Annotated in this window: 12 protein-coding genes; 8 read left to right on the top strand and 4 right to left on the bottom strand. The window is 70.1% G+C overall.

Going from position 1 to position 15,444, the window contains the following annotated elements:
• Window positions 1-15 precede the first annotated feature (15 nt).
• Complete coding sequence (locus tag H2Q94_RS20605; RefSeq protein ID WP_243788844.1) at window positions 16-1,923, bottom strand: GGDEF domain-containing protein; 1,908 nt, start codon at window positions 1,921-1,923, stop codon at window positions 16-18.
• Window positions 1,924-2,106: 183 nt separating this feature from the next.
• Window positions 2,107-3,309 (bottom strand): lycopene cyclase family protein, encoded by a 1,203-nt coding sequence (locus H2Q94_RS20600; RefSeq protein ID WP_309501049.1) that lies wholly within the window; start codon window positions 3,307-3,309, stop codon window positions 2,107-2,109.
• Between the two features lie 65 nt (window positions 3,310-3,374).
• Between H2Q94_RS20600 and H2Q94_RS20595 the strand changes: the two genes are divergently transcribed.
• A complete protein-coding gene (locus H2Q94_RS20595; RefSeq protein ID WP_243788843.1) occupies window positions 3,375-4,949 on the top strand; it encodes a deoxyguanosinetriphosphate triphosphohydrolase family protein in 1,575 nt (524 codons plus the stop codon).
• Here the strand turns inward: H2Q94_RS20595 and H2Q94_RS20590 are convergent.
• A complete protein-coding gene (locus H2Q94_RS20590) occupies window positions 4,941-6,257 on the bottom strand; it encodes an MFS transporter (RefSeq protein WP_397545365.1) in 1,317 nt (438 codons plus the stop codon). The two genes, H2Q94_RS20595 and H2Q94_RS20590, sit on opposite strands and share 9 nt — an antisense overlap.
• Before the next feature lie 163 nt (window positions 6,258-6,420).
• On the opposite strand from H2Q94_RS20590, the gene H2Q94_RS20585 reads away from it, so the two are divergent.
• The 4 genes from H2Q94_RS20585 to H2Q94_RS20570 all read left to right on the top strand — a co-directional run bounded on the left by H2Q94_RS20585 (window position 6,421) and on the right by H2Q94_RS20570 (window position 10,625).
• Window positions 6,421-7,089 carry an acVLRF1 family peptidyl-tRNA hydrolase gene (locus tag H2Q94_RS20585; protein ID WP_243788841.1) on the top strand — a complete coding sequence of 223 codons (669 nt, stop codon included), beginning with the start codon at window positions 6,421-6,423 and terminating at the stop codon, window positions 7,087-7,089.
• Window positions 7,090-7,551: 462 nt separating this feature from the next.
• Window positions 7,552-9,180: an ABC-F family ATP-binding cassette domain-containing protein gene (locus H2Q94_RS20580; RefSeq protein ID WP_243788840.1), complete on the top strand. Its 1,629-nt coding sequence runs from the start codon at window positions 7,552-7,554 to the stop codon at window positions 9,178-9,180.
• A gap of 329 nt (window positions 9,181-9,509) precedes the next feature.
• Window positions 9,510-9,719, top strand: coding sequence for a helix-turn-helix domain-containing protein (locus H2Q94_RS20575; RefSeq protein WP_009942935.1), 210 nt, complete (start codon window positions 9,510-9,512; stop codon window positions 9,717-9,719).
• 114 nt (window positions 9,720-9,833) lie between these two features.
• Complete coding sequence (locus tag H2Q94_RS20570; protein ID WP_243788839.1) at window positions 9,834-10,625, top strand: enoyl-CoA hydratase/isomerase family protein; 792 nt, start codon at window positions 9,834-9,836, stop codon at window positions 10,623-10,625.
• Between the two features lie 73 nt (window positions 10,626-10,698).
• Here H2Q94_RS20570 and H2Q94_RS20565 read toward each other — a convergent pair whose 3' ends face one another.
• Complete coding sequence (locus H2Q94_RS20565) at window positions 10,699-11,493, bottom strand: sugar isomerase domain-containing protein (protein ID WP_243788838.1); 795 nt, start codon at window positions 11,491-11,493, stop codon at window positions 10,699-10,701.
• A 221-nt stretch (window positions 11,494-11,714) separates the two neighbouring features.
• Here H2Q94_RS20565 and H2Q94_RS20560 point away from each other — a divergent pair, with 221 nt between their 5' ends.
• From H2Q94_RS20560 to H2Q94_RS20550, 3 genes are all read left to right on the top strand, one after another.
• Window positions 11,715-12,338 (top strand): TetR/AcrR family transcriptional regulator, encoded by a 624-nt coding sequence (locus H2Q94_RS20560; RefSeq protein ID WP_243788837.1) that lies wholly within the window; start codon window positions 11,715-11,717, stop codon window positions 12,336-12,338.
• A 261-nt stretch (window positions 12,339-12,599) separates the two neighbouring features.
• Window positions 12,600-13,313 carry an Imm1 family immunity protein gene (locus tag H2Q94_RS20555; RefSeq protein ID WP_243788836.1) on the top strand — a complete coding sequence of 238 codons (714 nt, stop codon included), beginning with the start codon at window positions 12,600-12,602 and terminating at the stop codon, window positions 13,311-13,313.
• Window positions 13,314-13,659: 346 nt separating this feature from the next.
• The gene (locus tag H2Q94_RS20550) at window positions 13,660-15,441 is read left to right on the top strand and encodes an ABC transporter substrate-binding protein (protein WP_243788835.1); all 1,782 of its coding nucleotides are present in this window, start codon (window positions 13,660-13,662) and stop codon (window positions 15,439-15,441) included.
• Window positions 15,442-15,444 lie beyond the last annotated feature (3 nt).

Here is a 15,444-nt window from a genome sequence, read left to right as displayed (position 1 = left end):
TCGCGACGCCGCTGGTCAGCGGCCCGGGACGCGGGATTGGGCCTGCGGCAGGCCCGGGTCGGGGTCCTCGGTGGGGAAGCGCATCGCGGACGGATCGGCCGAACCCGAGCTCCGCGAGTGCGGTCCGCCGGACGGCGGTCCCGTGGCGGGCGGCGGACCGGACCCGGGCGCGAGACCGGGCGGCGGCATCGTCGCCGGACCCGGGAAGGACGGCGGGGGCGGCTGCTGCGGTTTGCCGCGCAGCACGTCGACGTGTTCCGAACCGGGACGCGACATCACCCAGCTGGAACCGGTCAACGCCTTCGCGTCCTGCTTGAGCGGCGCCAGCATCCGCGACACCTCGTCGTAGGAGGTCACGGTGCTCTGCGTGCACACCAGCGTCGCCAGCGACAACGTCACCGGCACCCCGCCGGCCTCCCGCTCCGGATCCAGCAGCAACTCCGAGAGCGGCACCAGATCGTCCAGGTCGGCCACCAGCAGGAAGTCGTCCCCGCCGACGTGTCCGACGGTCACCGAGGTCAGCGAGGTGGCGGCGTCGGTCAGCACCCGCCCGATGACCCGGATCAGGTCGTCGCCCGCGGAGAACCCGACGCTGTCGTTGACGGACTTGAACCCGTCGATGTCCAGCCAGCTCACCGCGAACACGTCACCGGCGGAGATCCGCCTGCCGACGTCCCTGGCGATGGCGTCGCTGCCGGGCAGCCGCGTCAGCGGGTTCAGCGCCGCGGCCTCCTCCACCTTCAGGTCGGCCATGCCGCGGATGAGGTGCCCGGCGCGCACGGCGCCCAGGCAGCGGCCTGCCTCGTCGACGACGATCGCGTCGTCGTACATCCGGTACTGATCGGAACGGGTGACCAGGCTCAACGCCTCTATCGCGGTGGTGGCCGTGGTGACCACCCGAGGTTCGTCGGCGAGCCGCGAGGCGGGCCGCTTCGCGTGCAGCGCGTGCCCGTAGGGGCCGGTGACGGCGAGCAGGAACCGGTTGCGGTCGATGGTGAACTGCGGGCGGTTGTGCTCGTCGACCAGCACCACGCCGCTGATCTCCGGGTGGTCGGCGAGGACGCCGCGCACCTTGTCCGCGGTCGCGTCCACCGACAGCAAGGTGGCGGGGGAGAGGAACTCGGTGACTCGCGGGCCGGCCGCGAGCGTGTTCACCGGCTGCCCGGACGGATCGGTGACCTCGGCAGCGACGCCCGGAACGGTGATCGTCGTCGGTGGCCTGCGCGCGGCCGGCGCCAGCAGGTTGCCCTGCACCAGCCGCACCCCGGTGCGGCGCAACGCGGACAGCTGCCGCTCGTTCTCCACGCCTTCGGCGACGAGGTCCGCGTCGGCGGCCTCGCACAGGTGCCGCACCGACTCCAGCACCGCTCGGCGCGGCGCGGAGTCCGGCAGACCGCGCACCACACCCCGGTCCAGCTTGACCATGCCGGGTTCCATGTCCGCGATCAGCGTCAGCGGCACATCGCCGTCCCCGACGCCGTCCACCGCGATCTGGAACCCGTCGGACTTGAGGGCGTGCACCCCTTCGACGAGCTGAGCCGGGTCCAGCCGCGCGAACGGCGGCCCGATCTCCAGCGTCACTTCCTGCGGGCGGCGCCCCACTTCGCGCAACCGGTCCAGCAGCAGTTCGAGGCGGGGCAGGTCGTGGGTGACGGTGCCGCCGAAGATGTTCACGTGCAGCGGTAACAGGGTCTCGTGGTCGGCGGCCGCGGTGACCGCCGACCGGGCCAGCTCGATGTCGAGTTCCGTGAGCTTGCGATGCCGAGCGGCCTCCCGGAACAGGTCATGGACGTCCCCACCGGTGGGCCGGGCGAGGGCTTCCACCGCCACGATGGCACCGGTCTTCACGTTGATCAGGGGCTGGAACGCGAAGCGCACTTCGTTGACCAGCGCGAGCACGGGGTCGATGCTGCCTGCACTCATGGCACTCCATCGAGCGGGTTCACGACCTGTTCACCGACATCTCAGCTGCTCCTCGCCTCGGGGCGGCGGGCTATGCCGAACGCCAACCTAGCGCGCTTACCGGGGCCGGGGCACCCAACTCGCCCACCCGTTGTGGGAACTCACACAACGTCCTGACGTGCTGTTCGCGACGCGAACGACATGTCAGAGGCCGCCGAAGCCGTGCTGCGCCTCGCCGCCACCGGGACCGAAACCGCCGGCCACCAGCCTGCGCCGAACCGACCAGGGGGAACGGCGGAAGAGCGTCGTCATCGCGGCGGCCGTTCGGGCCGGGTCGCGTTCGGCCGCCAGGAACGCGGCCTGGTCGGCTTCGGGCAGGGAGAAGAACGCCTCGAAGAACTCCGGCACCAGGCTCGGCGGGAACACGAGCAGCGACCGCAGCGCACGCCTGTGCAGTGCGTGCGTCGCCATCGCGCGCGGCGGCCAGAGGATCGACCAGGCGGCCTTCGCGGCCTTGGCCGGCCCCGCAGTGAGTCCCGCGCTCAACGCTCCCGCCACCCACGGCGCCTGCCGCAGCGCGGCGGCGACGCTGAAACCGCTGGCCGGATGCACCAGCCCGCCCGAGGCGCCGAACGGCACCACCCGGCCGGGCAGCGGGATCGGATCGTCCACCGGGAAGCGCACCCGCTCTTCGGGGGCGCCGTCGGGCACGGTGATCCCGGCCGCGGCGAGCCGGCCGTGCAATCGCCTGCGCAGCAGCGTCAACGGCATCGCGGGCCGCCGGGCCAGCGAGGTCTCCTCCAACAGCACCTGGCCGGTGCCGAACCGGACGCAGTACAGGAACGTCGGCCAGCCGCCGCGCGTGTCGGGAGCGGGACGCCAGTCCATGAACACTCCGCTGCCCACCGGGCACAGCGGTTCGGCCGTCGCGGCGTCCACCACGACTCCGACCGCGGACTGCTGTGCCGCGGGCCGGGGCGGGCGGCCCCCGGAGAGCACCCGCGCGGCGCCGCTGGCGTCGACGACGGCGGCCGCTGCGAGCCGCCTGCCGTCCTTGAGCTGCACCGTCGAACCGGTAGGACCGTGCTCGGCGCCCACGACGCGCCCGGTGATGTCGTGGACGTCGGGACGCCACAGGTGCTTCCACAGCGCGGTGTTGTCCAGCACCGCGTACGGCCTGGCCAGGTCGCGCGGGGAGGTGCCGAAGACGCGCATGGTGGCGGTCACGGAGGCGAGCGTCGAACGCGGCACCGCCGCGTCCAGCTCGTCGAGCCAGGAACTGTAGGTGTGCGGCCACCCCCGGCGCGGCGCCGGATCGATCACGGTCACGGCCAGGCCGGTGTCGGCGCACGCCGCGGCCACCGCTCGGCCCGCAGGCCCAGCCCCGACGATGAGCACGTCCACCACGCGAGCATCAGATCACGCCGGGTGCGGGTGCCGCCGCACGGCCGGACGCCGCTAACGTGCTGGGCATGCGAACCGATCCGCCGGTCCAGCGAACCTCCCGCCGCAGCGACGCCATCCGCAACGGCCGGCCGGCCTCGGACCTGGCGACGAGCCCGTTCCGGGCGGATCGGGACCGGGTGTCGAGTTCGGCGTTCTTCGCGCGCCTCGGCGGCGTGACGCAGGTCGTGAGCCCCAGCGGTTCCGGCATGCTGCTGCACAACCGGCTCACGCACAGCCTGAAGGTCGCGCAGGTGGCGCGGGCCATCGGCGAGCGGCTGCACGTGGATCCGGATGCGAAGGCGGCGATGGACGAGCTCGGCGGCTGCGACCTGGACGTCGTGGAGGCCGCCGGGCTGGGCCACGATCTCGGGCATCCGCCGTTCGGTCATCTCGGCGAGACCGTGCTGGATCGGATCGCGCGCGTCGAGTTCGGGTTGCCGGACGGGTTCGAAGGCAACGCGCAGTCGTTCCGCATCGTCAGTTCGATCGACGTGCGCGGCGATCCGGACGGTTCCGGGGACGGCCTCGACCTCACCGCGGCGGTGCGCGCCGCGTTGCTGAAGTACCCGTGGACGCGACTGCACCGCCCGTCCCCGCACCCGCGTGACCTGCGGGAGCCGCCGCGCGGCGCGTCCGAGCCGGACGAGGCGCCGGGCACCGGTTCGGCGAAGTTCTCCTGCTACGTCACCGAGCTCGACGACATGCGCGACTGCCGTTCGGCGTTCCGCGGCTTGGTGGACAGCTGGCAGCAGACCGTTGAGGCGTCGGTGATGGACACCGCCGACGACATCGCTTACGCCATCCACGACCTGGAGGACTTCCACCGGGTCGGCATCCTGCAGCACACGACCGTCTCGCATGAGCTCACCGAGTGGCTCGCCCACCAGGTGCAGCTCGCCGCGCTGGGCGATGCCGAGCTCGCCCGCACCGAGCACTTTCCGGGCCGGTCGCTGGAGCGGCTGCGGCGCAGGCTGCACGCGAAGGACTCCTGGATCGCCTCCGACGACGCTTTCACCCAGGCCGTGAAGAAGGTCGTCGAGGAGCTGGTGACGAAGCTGCTGCAGGTGCCGTTCGACCGTTCGAAGCAGGCCGAGCAGACGGTGGCGGTGTTCTCCGGCGAGTGGACTCGCAGGCTGGTCGAAGGCGTGCGGGTGGAGCGGCGGCCGACGGTGCGTTCGGGGCACGTGTCGCTCGGTCCGGAGCAGTGGCACGAGGTGCAGGTGCTGAAGTTCGTGCATCGCCGCTTCGTGCTGCAGCGCCCGGATCTGGCGTTGCACCAGCGCGGCCAGGACCGGTTGCTGACCAAGCTGGTCACGGCGCTGGACTCGTGGCTGATCGACCGCAGCGAGGCGGCCCGGCTGCCGCATCGGCTGCGCGACCTGTTCGACCGGGCGCACCAGGAGTTCGCCGACCTGCGCTCGGCCGATCCGGCCGCGTTGTCCCCGGGTGGTGAGCCGATCAGCGGCGCGGACCTGGACCGCCGAGCCCGCGGCCGCGCCGTGATCGACTTCATCGCCTCCCTCACCGACGACCAGGCGGCCTCCCTGCTGGAAGCCCTTTCCGGCCGGACCACCCGCCTGTTCTCGGAAATCTCAATCTGAGGTTCGGTCGAGCGGTGCGGCGGCGGTGTCCTCGGTGAGTCCCTTGCGGTACGTCTCCGCCAGCAGGTAGCTGGAGCCGAGGGAGATCAGGCACAGCACCACCACGTATCCGGCGATGGCCATCGACGACCCGGTCCAGCTGTAGAGGGCGGTGCAGATCATCGGCGCCAGCCCGCCGCCGAGGATCGCCGCGAGTTGGTAGGCGAGCGAGGCGCCGCTGTAGCGGAAGCGGGTGCTGAACAGCTCCGAGAAGTACGCCGACTGCGGTCCGTACACCGCGGTCCGGCACACCTGCACGACGATGCCGCCCATCAGGAACAGCATGATCGAACCGCTGTCCACCAGCAGGAAGTACGGCACCGCGAACACCGCCAGTCCGGCCATTCCCGCCATCGACATGCCCCGCCGCCCGATGCGGTCCGACAGCAGCCCGAAGGCCAGCATCAGTGGGATGTCGACGAAGCTCAACAGCGCGTTCGCGTTCAGGATCGACGTCCGTTCGTAGTCCAGCGAGGTCGTCGCGTAGGACACGATCCAGGTGGTCCCGACGTAGAAGGTGGCGTTGGTGGCCAGGAACGATCCCGCCGCGAGCGCCACGATTCGCGGATGCTCGCGCAGCACGTCGAGCACCGGGGTGCGCGAATGCGGCTCGCTGCGCGCGGCTTGCTCGAACACCGGGCTCTCGCTGATTCGCAGCCGGATGAAGAAGCCGATGACGATGAGCACCGCGCTGCACAGGAACGGCACCCGCCAGCCCCAGGCGAGGAATTCGGCGTCGCTGACGCTCGCGGACAGCGCGGAGAACGTGAGGTTGCCCAGCAGCAATCCGGCGGGCACCCCGATCTGCGGCCAGCTCCCGTAGAAGCCGCGGCGGTGGGCGGGGGCGTGTTCCACGGCCATCAGCGCCGCTCCGCCCCATTCCCCGCCGACGCCGAGGCCTTGAGCGAACCGCAGCAGCGTGAGCAGCAGCGGTGCGGCCACGCCGATGGTCTCGTAGGTCGGCAGCACGCCCATCAGCACGGTCGCGACGCCCATCAGCAGCAATGACAGGACCAGCACCGGTTTGCGGCCGTGCCGGTCGCCGAAGTGCGCGAACAGGACGCCGCCGAGCGGGCGGGCGATGAACCCGACCGCGAACGTCGCGAACGAGGCGAGGGTGCCCATCAACGGGTCGAACTCGGGGAAGAACAGTTTGTTGAACACCAGCGCCGCGGCGGTGCCGTAGATGAAGAAGTCGAACCATTCGATGGTCGTGCCGATGAGGCTGGCTAAAGCCACCCGGCGAGCCTGGGAGGAGGGAGAGGCCATCGCGGCGCACCCTTCGGAGTCGGTGTGTCCCAGATAACTAACGCTGTAAGTTGGTGCACGTTAACGAGGGGACAGTGGCCCGGCAAGGGTGCGGAAGGAAAAAAACCGGCGTCGCCGATGAACGGCGGTCGGCAGGGCTGTGCGGACGTGCTGGGATGGAGCCATGCGAGGCAGGCAACTGGCGGGCGGCGGACGCGCGGTTCCGGTGCCGCCGGATCGGCTGGCGGGTTGGTTCGAGCGATTCGGCACCCGCCACGGCGGCATCGAGCGCACCGAGCGCACCGAGCGGCGAGTGACGGTCACCGCCGTCGACGGTGCCGTCGCGGTGGTGGAGGTGCCGTTCGAGGAACTGCCCGGCCCGCACGGAGAAATCCCCGGACTCGCCGTCGACCCGCTGGTCGAGCACGTGAGCGTTCCGCGGCGGATCGGGCTGGTGCTGGTGCGTCTCGGCGCGCACAGCGTCGGCATCGCCCGCGGCGGTGTCGTTGAGGTGTCCACCACGGACCGCCACCTGGTGCACGGCCGGAACAAGGCGGGCGGGCAGTCCCAGCAGCGGTTCGCCCGGCGCCGCGTTGGCCAGGCGCGGCGCTCCCTGGAGTCCGCAGCCGCCGACGTAGCGCGAGTGCTGCTGCCCGAACGCGACCGGCTCGACGCCCTCGTGCTCGGCGGCGACCGCCGGGCGCTGGAGACGCTGCGCGCCGAACCACGGCTGCGCGACCTGCTGGCCACCGCCGAACCCCGCGTCCTCGACGTCCCCGAGCCACGCCGCTCGATCCTCGACGACGCCGCCGAACGCGCCATCGCGGTCGAGGTCCACATCCACGAACCGTGACCACCGAGCGCCGGCAGTCGTTGCAGTGCGGCCCATGCGCTGCGTGCTGTCAGCGGCGAAGCCGCCGAGCAGTGACCACCCAAGCAAGCCGACCACCGGCGGGTTCTCAGCTGCTTCCTCGCGCGGACGGCTTTTTCTCTCGTGGCGGAGCCACTTGGGGAAAAGGACCCCGCAGCGAGGAAGCAGCTGAGGTTCCGCTACTCGGATACCTATGCAGGCCGTGACGAACGGGCCAGGTGGCGGAGTGCACGCCGGTGGTGGGGAGGCGACCGGCTACACTGGATACGTGGTGAGCAAGCGCGCAACGAAGAAGTGCGCGGCGAAACTCCGCCTGCGAGGGCCGCGCACAACCGTCTCCGCTGATTAGCGGCGACGTTCTCGGCCCATCCGATTCCGGTCGTCACCGGCCTGCGGTGGGCTTTTTCGTGAACTCGCTCGACCACTACGTCTTCGGAGCCTTCCTTGATCTCTGCCTCGGGCCTTGAACTGCGCGCGGGTTCGCGCATCCTGCTCTCCGGCGCCACGCTGCGCGTGCAGCCAGGTGACCGCGTCGGCCTCGTCGGCCGCAACGGCGCGGGCAAGACGACCACGCTGCGCGTGCTCGCCGGTGAAGGCGAGCCGTACGCCGGTGAGCTCATCCGCCGCGGCGAGCTCGGCTATCTGCCGCAGGATCCCCGCGAAGGAGACCTGTCGGTGTCCGCGAAGGAGCGCGTGCTCTCCGCCCGCGGCCTCGACAAGATGCTGCGCGACATGGAGAAGGCGCAGACCGAGATGGCCGAGCTGGCCGACGACCGCCAGCGGGACAAGGCGATCAACCGCTACGGCAAGCTGGAGGAGCGGTTCTCCGCCCGCGGCGGCTACGCGGCCGAGAGCGAGGCCGGCCGGATCTGCTCCAACCTCGGGTTGGCCGAACGCATCCTCGAACAGCCGCTGCAAACGCTCTCCGGTGGCCAGCGCCGCCGCGTCGAGCTCGCCCGCATCCTGTTCGCCGCCTCCGAGGCGGGGCCGGGCGGCCGTTCGGCGACGACGCTGCTGCTCGACGAGCCGACGAACCACCTCGACGCGGACTCCATCAACTGGCTGCGCGAGTTCCTGCGCACCCACGACGGCGGTCTCGTGGTCATCAGCCACGACGTGGAGCTGCTGGCCGACGTGGTGAACAAGGTCTGGTTCCTCGACGCCGTTCGTGGTGAGGCCGACGTCTACAACATGGACTGGAAGCGCTACCAGGAGGCACGGGCCGCCGACGAGAAGCGCCGCCGCCGGGAACGAGCCAACGCCGAGAAGAAGGCCTCCGTGCTCATGGCGCAGGCCGACAAGATGCGCGCCAAGGCCACCAAGGCCGTCGCCGCGCAGAACATGGCCCGCCGCGCCGAGAAGCTCGTCAACGACCTGGAAGAGGAAACGGTCGACGACAAGGTCGCCAAGATCCGCTTCCCGGACCCCGCGCCCTGCGGGCGGACGCCGCTGACCGCGAGCGGCCTGTCGAAGTCCTACGGCTCGCTGGAGATCTTCAGCGGCGTGGACCTGGCGGTGGACCGGGGTGCCAAGGTCGTGGTGCTCGGGCTCAACGGTGCGGGCAAGACGACGCTGCTGCGCCTGCTCGGCGGCATGGAGGAGCCCGACGCGGGCGGCATGGTGCCCGGCCACGGTCTGCGCGTCGGCTACTACGCGCAGGAACACGAGACCCTCGACCACGACGCCAGCGTGTGGTCGAACATTCGCAGCGCCGCCCCCGACACCCCGGAACAGCAGCTGCGCACGCTGCTCGGGACGTTCCTATTCCGCGGTGAGCAGCTCGATCAGCCTGCGGGCACGCTCTCCGGCGGTGAGAAGACCCGGCTGGCGCTCGCAGGCCTCGTCTCCAGCGCGGCGAACGTGCTGCTGCTGGACGAACCGACGAACAACCTCGACCCCGCCAGCCGCGAACAGGTCCTTGATGCGCTGCGCAGTTTCAGCGGAGCGGTCGTTCTGGTCACGCATGATCCCGGCGCCGTGGAAGCATTGGAGCCGGAACGTGTGATCCTGTTGCCCGACGGGACCGAGGACCACTGGTCGGCTGATTACTTGGAGCTAGTGCAACTCGCCTGACGAGTGTTTTTTCGCACCCCTCGGCTCATGTAACGGATCACGACCTGCTGCGACGACCGGTCGTCACTGTCGGCGAGCGGCGACTGATCTCTCTCTGTAACAACGCTCTGAACAGCAAAAATGCCGTGAGATGGCGGTCTTCACCGCCGGATGTCGCGAGTTGGCTAGACCGATCGGTCGAGCGCATTCCGGTGATCGCAGCCTCTCGATCTCAACCGTTGGGCGATCTTTTTGCATGATCGCCTGGCGTTTACGGCCGTCCTGTTCGATCATTGCGACGACAGGGGTCGCGAGCGGCCCGACCTGTTCGGAGGGAAGGCGGGGACACTGTGGCTGACCTGAAGAAGGGTGCGCGAATTACAGGGAGCGCCCGGGACAAGCTTGCCAGTGACCTGAAGAAGAAATACGAGAAGGGAGCGAGCATTCGCGCCCTTGCCGAGGCGACCGGGCGTTCCTACGGGTTCGTGCACCGGGTGCTGAGCGAGTCGGGCGTGCAGCTGCGCGGCCGTGGGGGTGCAACGCGTACCAAGAAGAAGTGACTCGGCGGGCATGATCGGTTCGATGCGGTCCGTTTACGACCGGCGGGTAACGTCTTGCGCGATTCCTGCCCGGTCAACGCAGAACTGATGGAGGCCCGCTTGGAGCAGTCGAGGATGGACGCCGACCTTCTGGACCGTGGCGGTGTGGGGCTCACGGTCCAAGGTCGGCGTGCCACCATCACACTCGATCGCCCGGACAAGCTCAACGCTCAGACCCCGGTGACCTGGGCTGCGTTGCGCGAAATCGGCCAGTCCCTGGACCCGGAAGTGCGGGTCGTGGTGGTGCGCGGAGAGGGGCGCGCGTTCTCCGCCGGACTGGACAGACGGTTGTTCGGGGTCGATGACGTGGACGGGGCGCCCGGTCTGATCTCGCTGGTGCAACGTCCCACCGAAGAGGCCGACGCCGACATCGCCGCCTTCCAGCAGGGGTTCAGCTGGTTGCGGGAGCCGGATCGGGTCACCATCGCAGCCGTGCAGGGGCACGCCATCGGCGCGGGTTTCCAGCTGGCGCTGGCCTGCGACCTGCGAGTGCTGACCGAGGACGCGATGCTGCGGATGGCCGAGACCGGGTTGGGCCTGGTTCCGGACCTCGGCGGCACGCTGCCGTTGGTGCGTGCGGTCGGCTATGCGCGTGCGGTGGAGATCTGCGTGACCGGCCGGGACGTGACGGCCGATGAGGCGCAGCGGATCGGCCTGGCGAACTCGGTGGTCGCCGCCGACGACTTGGACTCGGCGGTGGATCGCCTGGTGGAGGCGGTGAGCGCGCCGCCGGAGGGGGCGGTGCGCGAAACACTGGCGCTGCTGGCCCAGGCCGACGAGGTCGTGGATCCGGAACAGCAGCTCGCCGCGGAACGGGCCGCGCAGATCCGCCGCATCGCGGAACTCGCAGGCCTGCTCGGGGGCTGAGCAGCCCGACGCGCTTGATCTTCACGCCGAAGCCGGTTCCGCTGTTCGCGGGACCGGCTTCGGCGGTTCCAGCTCAGGTCAGGCCCGGAACTCGGGCTCCGTAATGCGCGAGGTTGGCCTTGTTCGCCTCGTCGCCGCCGATGGTGTTGGCGCTGCGCCACACCGGAAGTTCCACGCCCTCCCGCTGCGCGGCGTCGTGCAGCTCCACCAGCAGCATGTTCCACAGGTAGGCGTTGGCCAGCGAGGACAGCGGCGCGGTGACCGGGGCGGCGGGCGGATAGCTGGCGTCACCGCCTGGCACCAGCGTGTCGAGCACGATTCCGGCCTGCGCCGCGAGCGTGGTGCCCGCACGCAGCGGAGCGTCCGCGCTTGCCAGCGGTGAGGTGACGGCGATGACGGTGGACCCGGCGGCGGAGGCGGTGGTGGCGAGCTCCACCGGGTACGGGTTCACCCCGGAGTTGGAGAAGACGACCAGTGCGTCCCGGCCGCCGCGGAACGCGGCCTGGTCGAGCACCTGCGCCGCGAGCCCACTGGTGCGTTCGGTGGCGGTGGAGGCGACCGCTCCGTGCAGCGGCAGCAGATCCGGGTGGTACAGCGGGCGCACCGCGGCGAGTCCGCCCGCTCGGTAGAAGGATTCCATGACCCCGGCCAGCGAGTGCCCGGCACCGGCGGTGAACACCAGTCCGTCCTCGCGCACGCAGTTGATCAGCGTTCGCGCCGCCTCGCGTAGCGCCGCCGCGTTGTGCTCGCCGATCTTGCGGAGGTGGGCGAGGGTCGGTTCGGCGTGGTGCGGGCCGGTCACGGTCGGTGTCCGCGCCGGATCGGGCGCGGTGGTGTCGGTTCGGCCGATGTCGGAAGTGTCGGGCATGCGCGGACTCCTGGATGCGGACTGCGGAACTCTGCCGGTCTATACCAATGACGGGCCAGACGGCAACTTTCGATTTCTTGGGGCTCGCCGTCGTGTTGATCGCGGTGCGGTGATCACTCTCGCTACAATGATTACTCTGTGGTGTCAGCCTCGCGGGCGGCTGCCGACGCGCGAGACCGGCACCAGGCAGAGACGTGTCGACGCAAGAGCACAGGGGTTGCATGCCGCAGCGTAGGAATCGTCGGGTCCAGCTCGCCGACGCCGCGATCGAAGTTCTGGCGCGGGAAGGGGGTCGCGGCCTGACTCATCGGGCGGTGGACCGCGAAGCCGGGTTCCCCGAGGGCACCACCAAGAATTACCACGCCAGTCGCGAGTCCCTGTACGTCGCGGTCGCCCGGCAGATGGCCGATCAGCACACGGCCGCGATGCGCCGGCTGCGCGAGGGGATGCCGGACGGAGTCTCCGCCGCGGATGTGCGCACGCTGTACGTGGCGATGCTGCACCGGATGGCGACCTCGGCCCGGTCGCAGTTCCTGGCCCTGTTCGAACTGCAGCTGGAGGGCGTGCGCAACCCGCAGGTCCGCGCCGCGCTCGGCGAGATGACCTTGGCCGGGGTGGACTCGGCGGTGACCTTGCACGCCGCGGTGGGCGAGCCGATCTCCGCTCGCGGTGGCGGCCTGCTCGAGGCGGGGATGATGGGCGTGGCGATGTCGATGCTGAGCCTGCCCGATGACGTGGCGGGCCGGATCGGCTTCGGCGATCCGGAGGCACTGGGCCGGTCGCTGCTCGGGATGGCCGCGGACGCGGAACCGGCCGACGGTCTGCTCCGGGGCCAAGCCAGCTGATCGCAGCCGTCCGCCGGGTCGTCGCGGGCACGCGGATCGACCGGCCCGGCGGATCTCGGCGAGGTGCCGATCAGGTTCCTGAACAGCTGTTATTCCGGTGCAGGCGAGGAAGCGGCCGCGCTGTGAGATCGCAAGATCACGACAGGTAGTCTTCGTTCCCCCGGTACCGCTGTCCGCGCGCGTCGAGCGGGTTGGCATCATGAGCGGCGGCGTGTCCATGCGAGAACAGCTGAATCGACTCCCGTGGGGTGCAACGAAGGCATGTCGAATCCGCCTCTGCAAGACGGTCCGGTCGAACCTCTGGCGGTCGTGTTCGCCCGCCTCACCGACGTTCCGCTGGACCAGGTGGACAAGCTGATCGAGTCCACCAACGCCGTCTACGGCGAGCTCAACAAGATCCACGGCCATCCGTACTGGGGCGAGCTGGTCCTGCACCAGGGCGCCGCGATCAAGGCCTTGCGGGAAGCGCGGGAATGCCTGGACGCGCTGCGCTCGGAGGCGGTGGGGGCGCGCAACACCGAACTCGGCGTCACCGTCGCCACCGCCGTCGTCGACGGCGAGCGCCACTACGCGACGACCTCCGACGACAAGGCCGCCCTGGTGGAGAAGGTGCTGCGGCCGCCGACAGCGGGAGCGGCCGCGCACCTGTACGTGTGGGACCGGCCGTACGAGAGCGACGAGATCGCGGGGCCGTACCAGCAGCTGCGGGTCGTGACCGATCCGGAGGCCGAGGTGGGCGTGCTCAACTACACCGAGGAGTCCGAGGAGGGCGACCTCACCTCCTGGCACAGCCACAACCAGGAGCCGCTGCCGGGGGCGCCGAAGCTGCGCTTCGACACGGGCAGCGCGCTGCTGTTCCCGAAGGACTCCGTGCTCGCCTTCCGCGCCCTGCGCGCCGGATTGCTGGAGTACGTCGTCGACGGTGCTCGTCCGGAAGCGGTGCGGTGGCAGCAGGCCCGCTGGGGCGAACACTGAATCCGGTCGTTTCACTCGCCGGGGATCGATTTCTCAAGTAGCCCTCGGGTCGGCGAAATCGTCGTCTTCGTGAGAAGGCCGCCAAGAATCTGACGATGGTCCGGCTGCGCAGGTGGTCACTGCTCGGTGGCTGCGCGGCTGACAAGACGCCTGATCGACGCGCGCGGTGAACCGGACGAGTTCCATGGGCGGAGTGATCGTGCAGGTGGGCGCCGTCCGATCCGGTGTTGCGTAACGGTTGGGTACACACTCCGTTAGCCGTCCTGCGGCACGGCCGGTGAAGCATTGACGAACCGCACCCGGGGATGGTTCTTTCTCCTCACTTCTGGAGAAGGGTGGGTGCTTCGTGGGCCGGAAAATCCTCGTTGCGCTGGTCGTCCTGGGCGGGTTGCTCATGCCGAACGCCGCCATCGCGCAGCCTTCGGCGGGTGGTGCGGCGAAGCTGCGGGTCGCGGTGCCGCAGCAGATCGACTCGCTCAACCCGTTCCTCGGGTACTCGCTGGCGGCCACGGACCTGTTCCGGCTGATCTACCCCACGCTGACCACCTACAGCCCGCAGGACTTCTCGGCCACGCCCGAGCTGGCGGAGCGCTGGGAGACCTCGCCGGACAAGCTGACCTGGACTTTCCACATCCGCCCCGGCGTGCAGTGGACCGACGGGCAGCCGGTGACGGCCCGCGACGCGGCCTACACCTACGACCGGATGATGCATGATCCCGCCGCGGCCACCGCGAACGGCAACTTCGTGGAGAACTTCGAATCGGTCTCGGCACCGGACGACGGCACGCTGGTGATCCGCACCAAGACTCCGCAGTCGACGATGCTGGCTATCGACGCGCCGATCGTGCCCGAGCACGTGTGGTCGAAGGTCGACGACGTCGCCGGGTTCGCCAACGACCGGATGCCGGTGGTGGGTTCCGGGCCGTTCGAACTCACCGAGTACGAGCCGGAGCAGTACGCCATGCTGCGCGCGAACCCGCGGTTCTGGCGGGGGCCGCCGAAGGTCTCCGAGTTGCAGTTCGTGCAGTTCAAGAACACCGACGCGTCGGTGCAGGCGCTGCGCAAGGGCGAAGTGGACGTCGCGCAGAAGCTCACTCCCGCGCAGTTCGACGCGCTGGCCGACGAGCCGGACGTCGAGCAGGTCAAGGGCCAGGGGCGCCGGTTCTTCGAAATGCTGATCAACCCGGGCGCGGCCAACAGCGCGGGCGCTCCCATCGGCACCGGGCATCCGGCGTTGCGGGACGTGCGAGTGCGCCGCGCGATCGATCAGGCCATCAACAAGCAGGCCCTGGTGGATCGGGTGCTCAACGGTTACGGGCAGGTCGGCGGCGGCTACCTGCCGCCGATCTTCGACGACTACCACTGGACGCCGCCGCAGCCGCGCGGATTCGACCCGGCCGCTGCCAACGCGCAGCTCGACGCGGCCGGCTATCGGCGCGGGCCGGACGGAATTCGCCGCACACCGCAGGGCGAGCCGTTGAACCTCGGGTTCATGCTGCACGCGAGCACCTCGGCGGACGCGCAGGTCGGTGAGTTCGTGAAGCGTTGGCTGGCCGACGTCGGCATCGCCGTCGAGCTGGAACCGGTCTCGGACAACCAGGTCAACGACCGCACCACCGCGGGTGACTTCGACCTGGCGATCTCCGGCTGGTCGGCGAACCCGGACCCGGACTACGTGCTGCGGTTGCAGACCTGCGGCTCCCGGCCGAGCCCCGAAGGCGGCGGTACGCCCGACTCGTTCCTGTGCGACCAGCAGTACGACGACCTCTACGCGCGGCAGCTCGGCGAGTTCGACCCGGCGAAGCGGATCGACCTGGTCAAGCAGGCGCAGCGGCGGTTCTACGACCAGGCGACCGCATCGGTGCTGTACTACCAGAACTCACTGGAGGCGCACCGCAGCGACCGCTACAGCGGCTTCACCACGCAGCCCGCCGCTGAGGGGGTCATCACCGGGCAGCAGGGCTATTGGGGTTACTACGGCGCGCAGCCCACCCCGGCCGCGATGAACTCGCAGGACACCGACTACGGAACGGTCGCGTGGGTGCTGGTCGGGATCGTGGTGATCGCCGGAGTGGTGATCCTGCTGGTGGTGCGGCACCGGCGAGCCACCGTCGACGAACGGGAGTGACGC

Origin of the sequence: Saccharopolyspora gloriosae, from assembly GCF_022828475.1 — a bacterium.
In the GTDB taxonomy this organism is placed as follows: Bacteria; Actinomycetota; Actinomycetes; order Mycobacteriales; family Pseudonocardiaceae; genus Saccharopolyspora_C; species Saccharopolyspora_C gloriosae_A.
This window is presented reverse-complemented; position numbering and strand designations above follow the sequence as displayed.

Excerpts from the sequence above, each read along its gene's own strand:
- H2Q94_RS20605 (WP_243788844.1), bottom strand. The coding sequence starts at position 1,923 with ATGAGTGCAGGCAGCATCGACCCCGTGCTCGCGCTGGTCAACGAAGTG.
- H2Q94_RS20595 (WP_243788843.1), top strand. The coding sequence starts at position 3,375 with ATGCGAACCGATCCGCCGGTCCAGCGAACCTCCCGCCGCAGCGACGCC.
- H2Q94_RS20590 (WP_397545365.1), bottom strand. The coding sequence starts at position 6,257 with ATGGCCTCTCCCTCCTCCCAGGCTCGCCGGGTGGCTTTAGCCAGCCTC.
- H2Q94_RS20585 (WP_243788841.1), top strand. The coding sequence starts at position 6,421 with ATGCGAGGCAGGCAACTGGCGGGCGGCGGACGCGCGGTTCCGGTGCCG.
- H2Q94_RS20570 (WP_243788839.1), top strand. The coding sequence starts at position 9,834 with ATGGACGCCGACCTTCTGGACCGTGGCGGTGTGGGGCTCACGGTCCAA.
- H2Q94_RS20565 (WP_243788838.1), bottom strand. The coding sequence starts at position 11,493 with ATGCCCGACACTTCCGACATCGGCCGAACCGACACCACCGCGCCCGAT.
- H2Q94_RS20560 (WP_243788837.1), top strand. The coding sequence starts at position 11,715 with ATGCCGCAGCGTAGGAATCGTCGGGTCCAGCTCGCCGACGCCGCGATC.
- H2Q94_RS20555 (WP_243788836.1), top strand. The coding sequence starts at position 12,600 with ATGTCGAATCCGCCTCTGCAAGACGGTCCGGTCGAACCTCTGGCGGTC.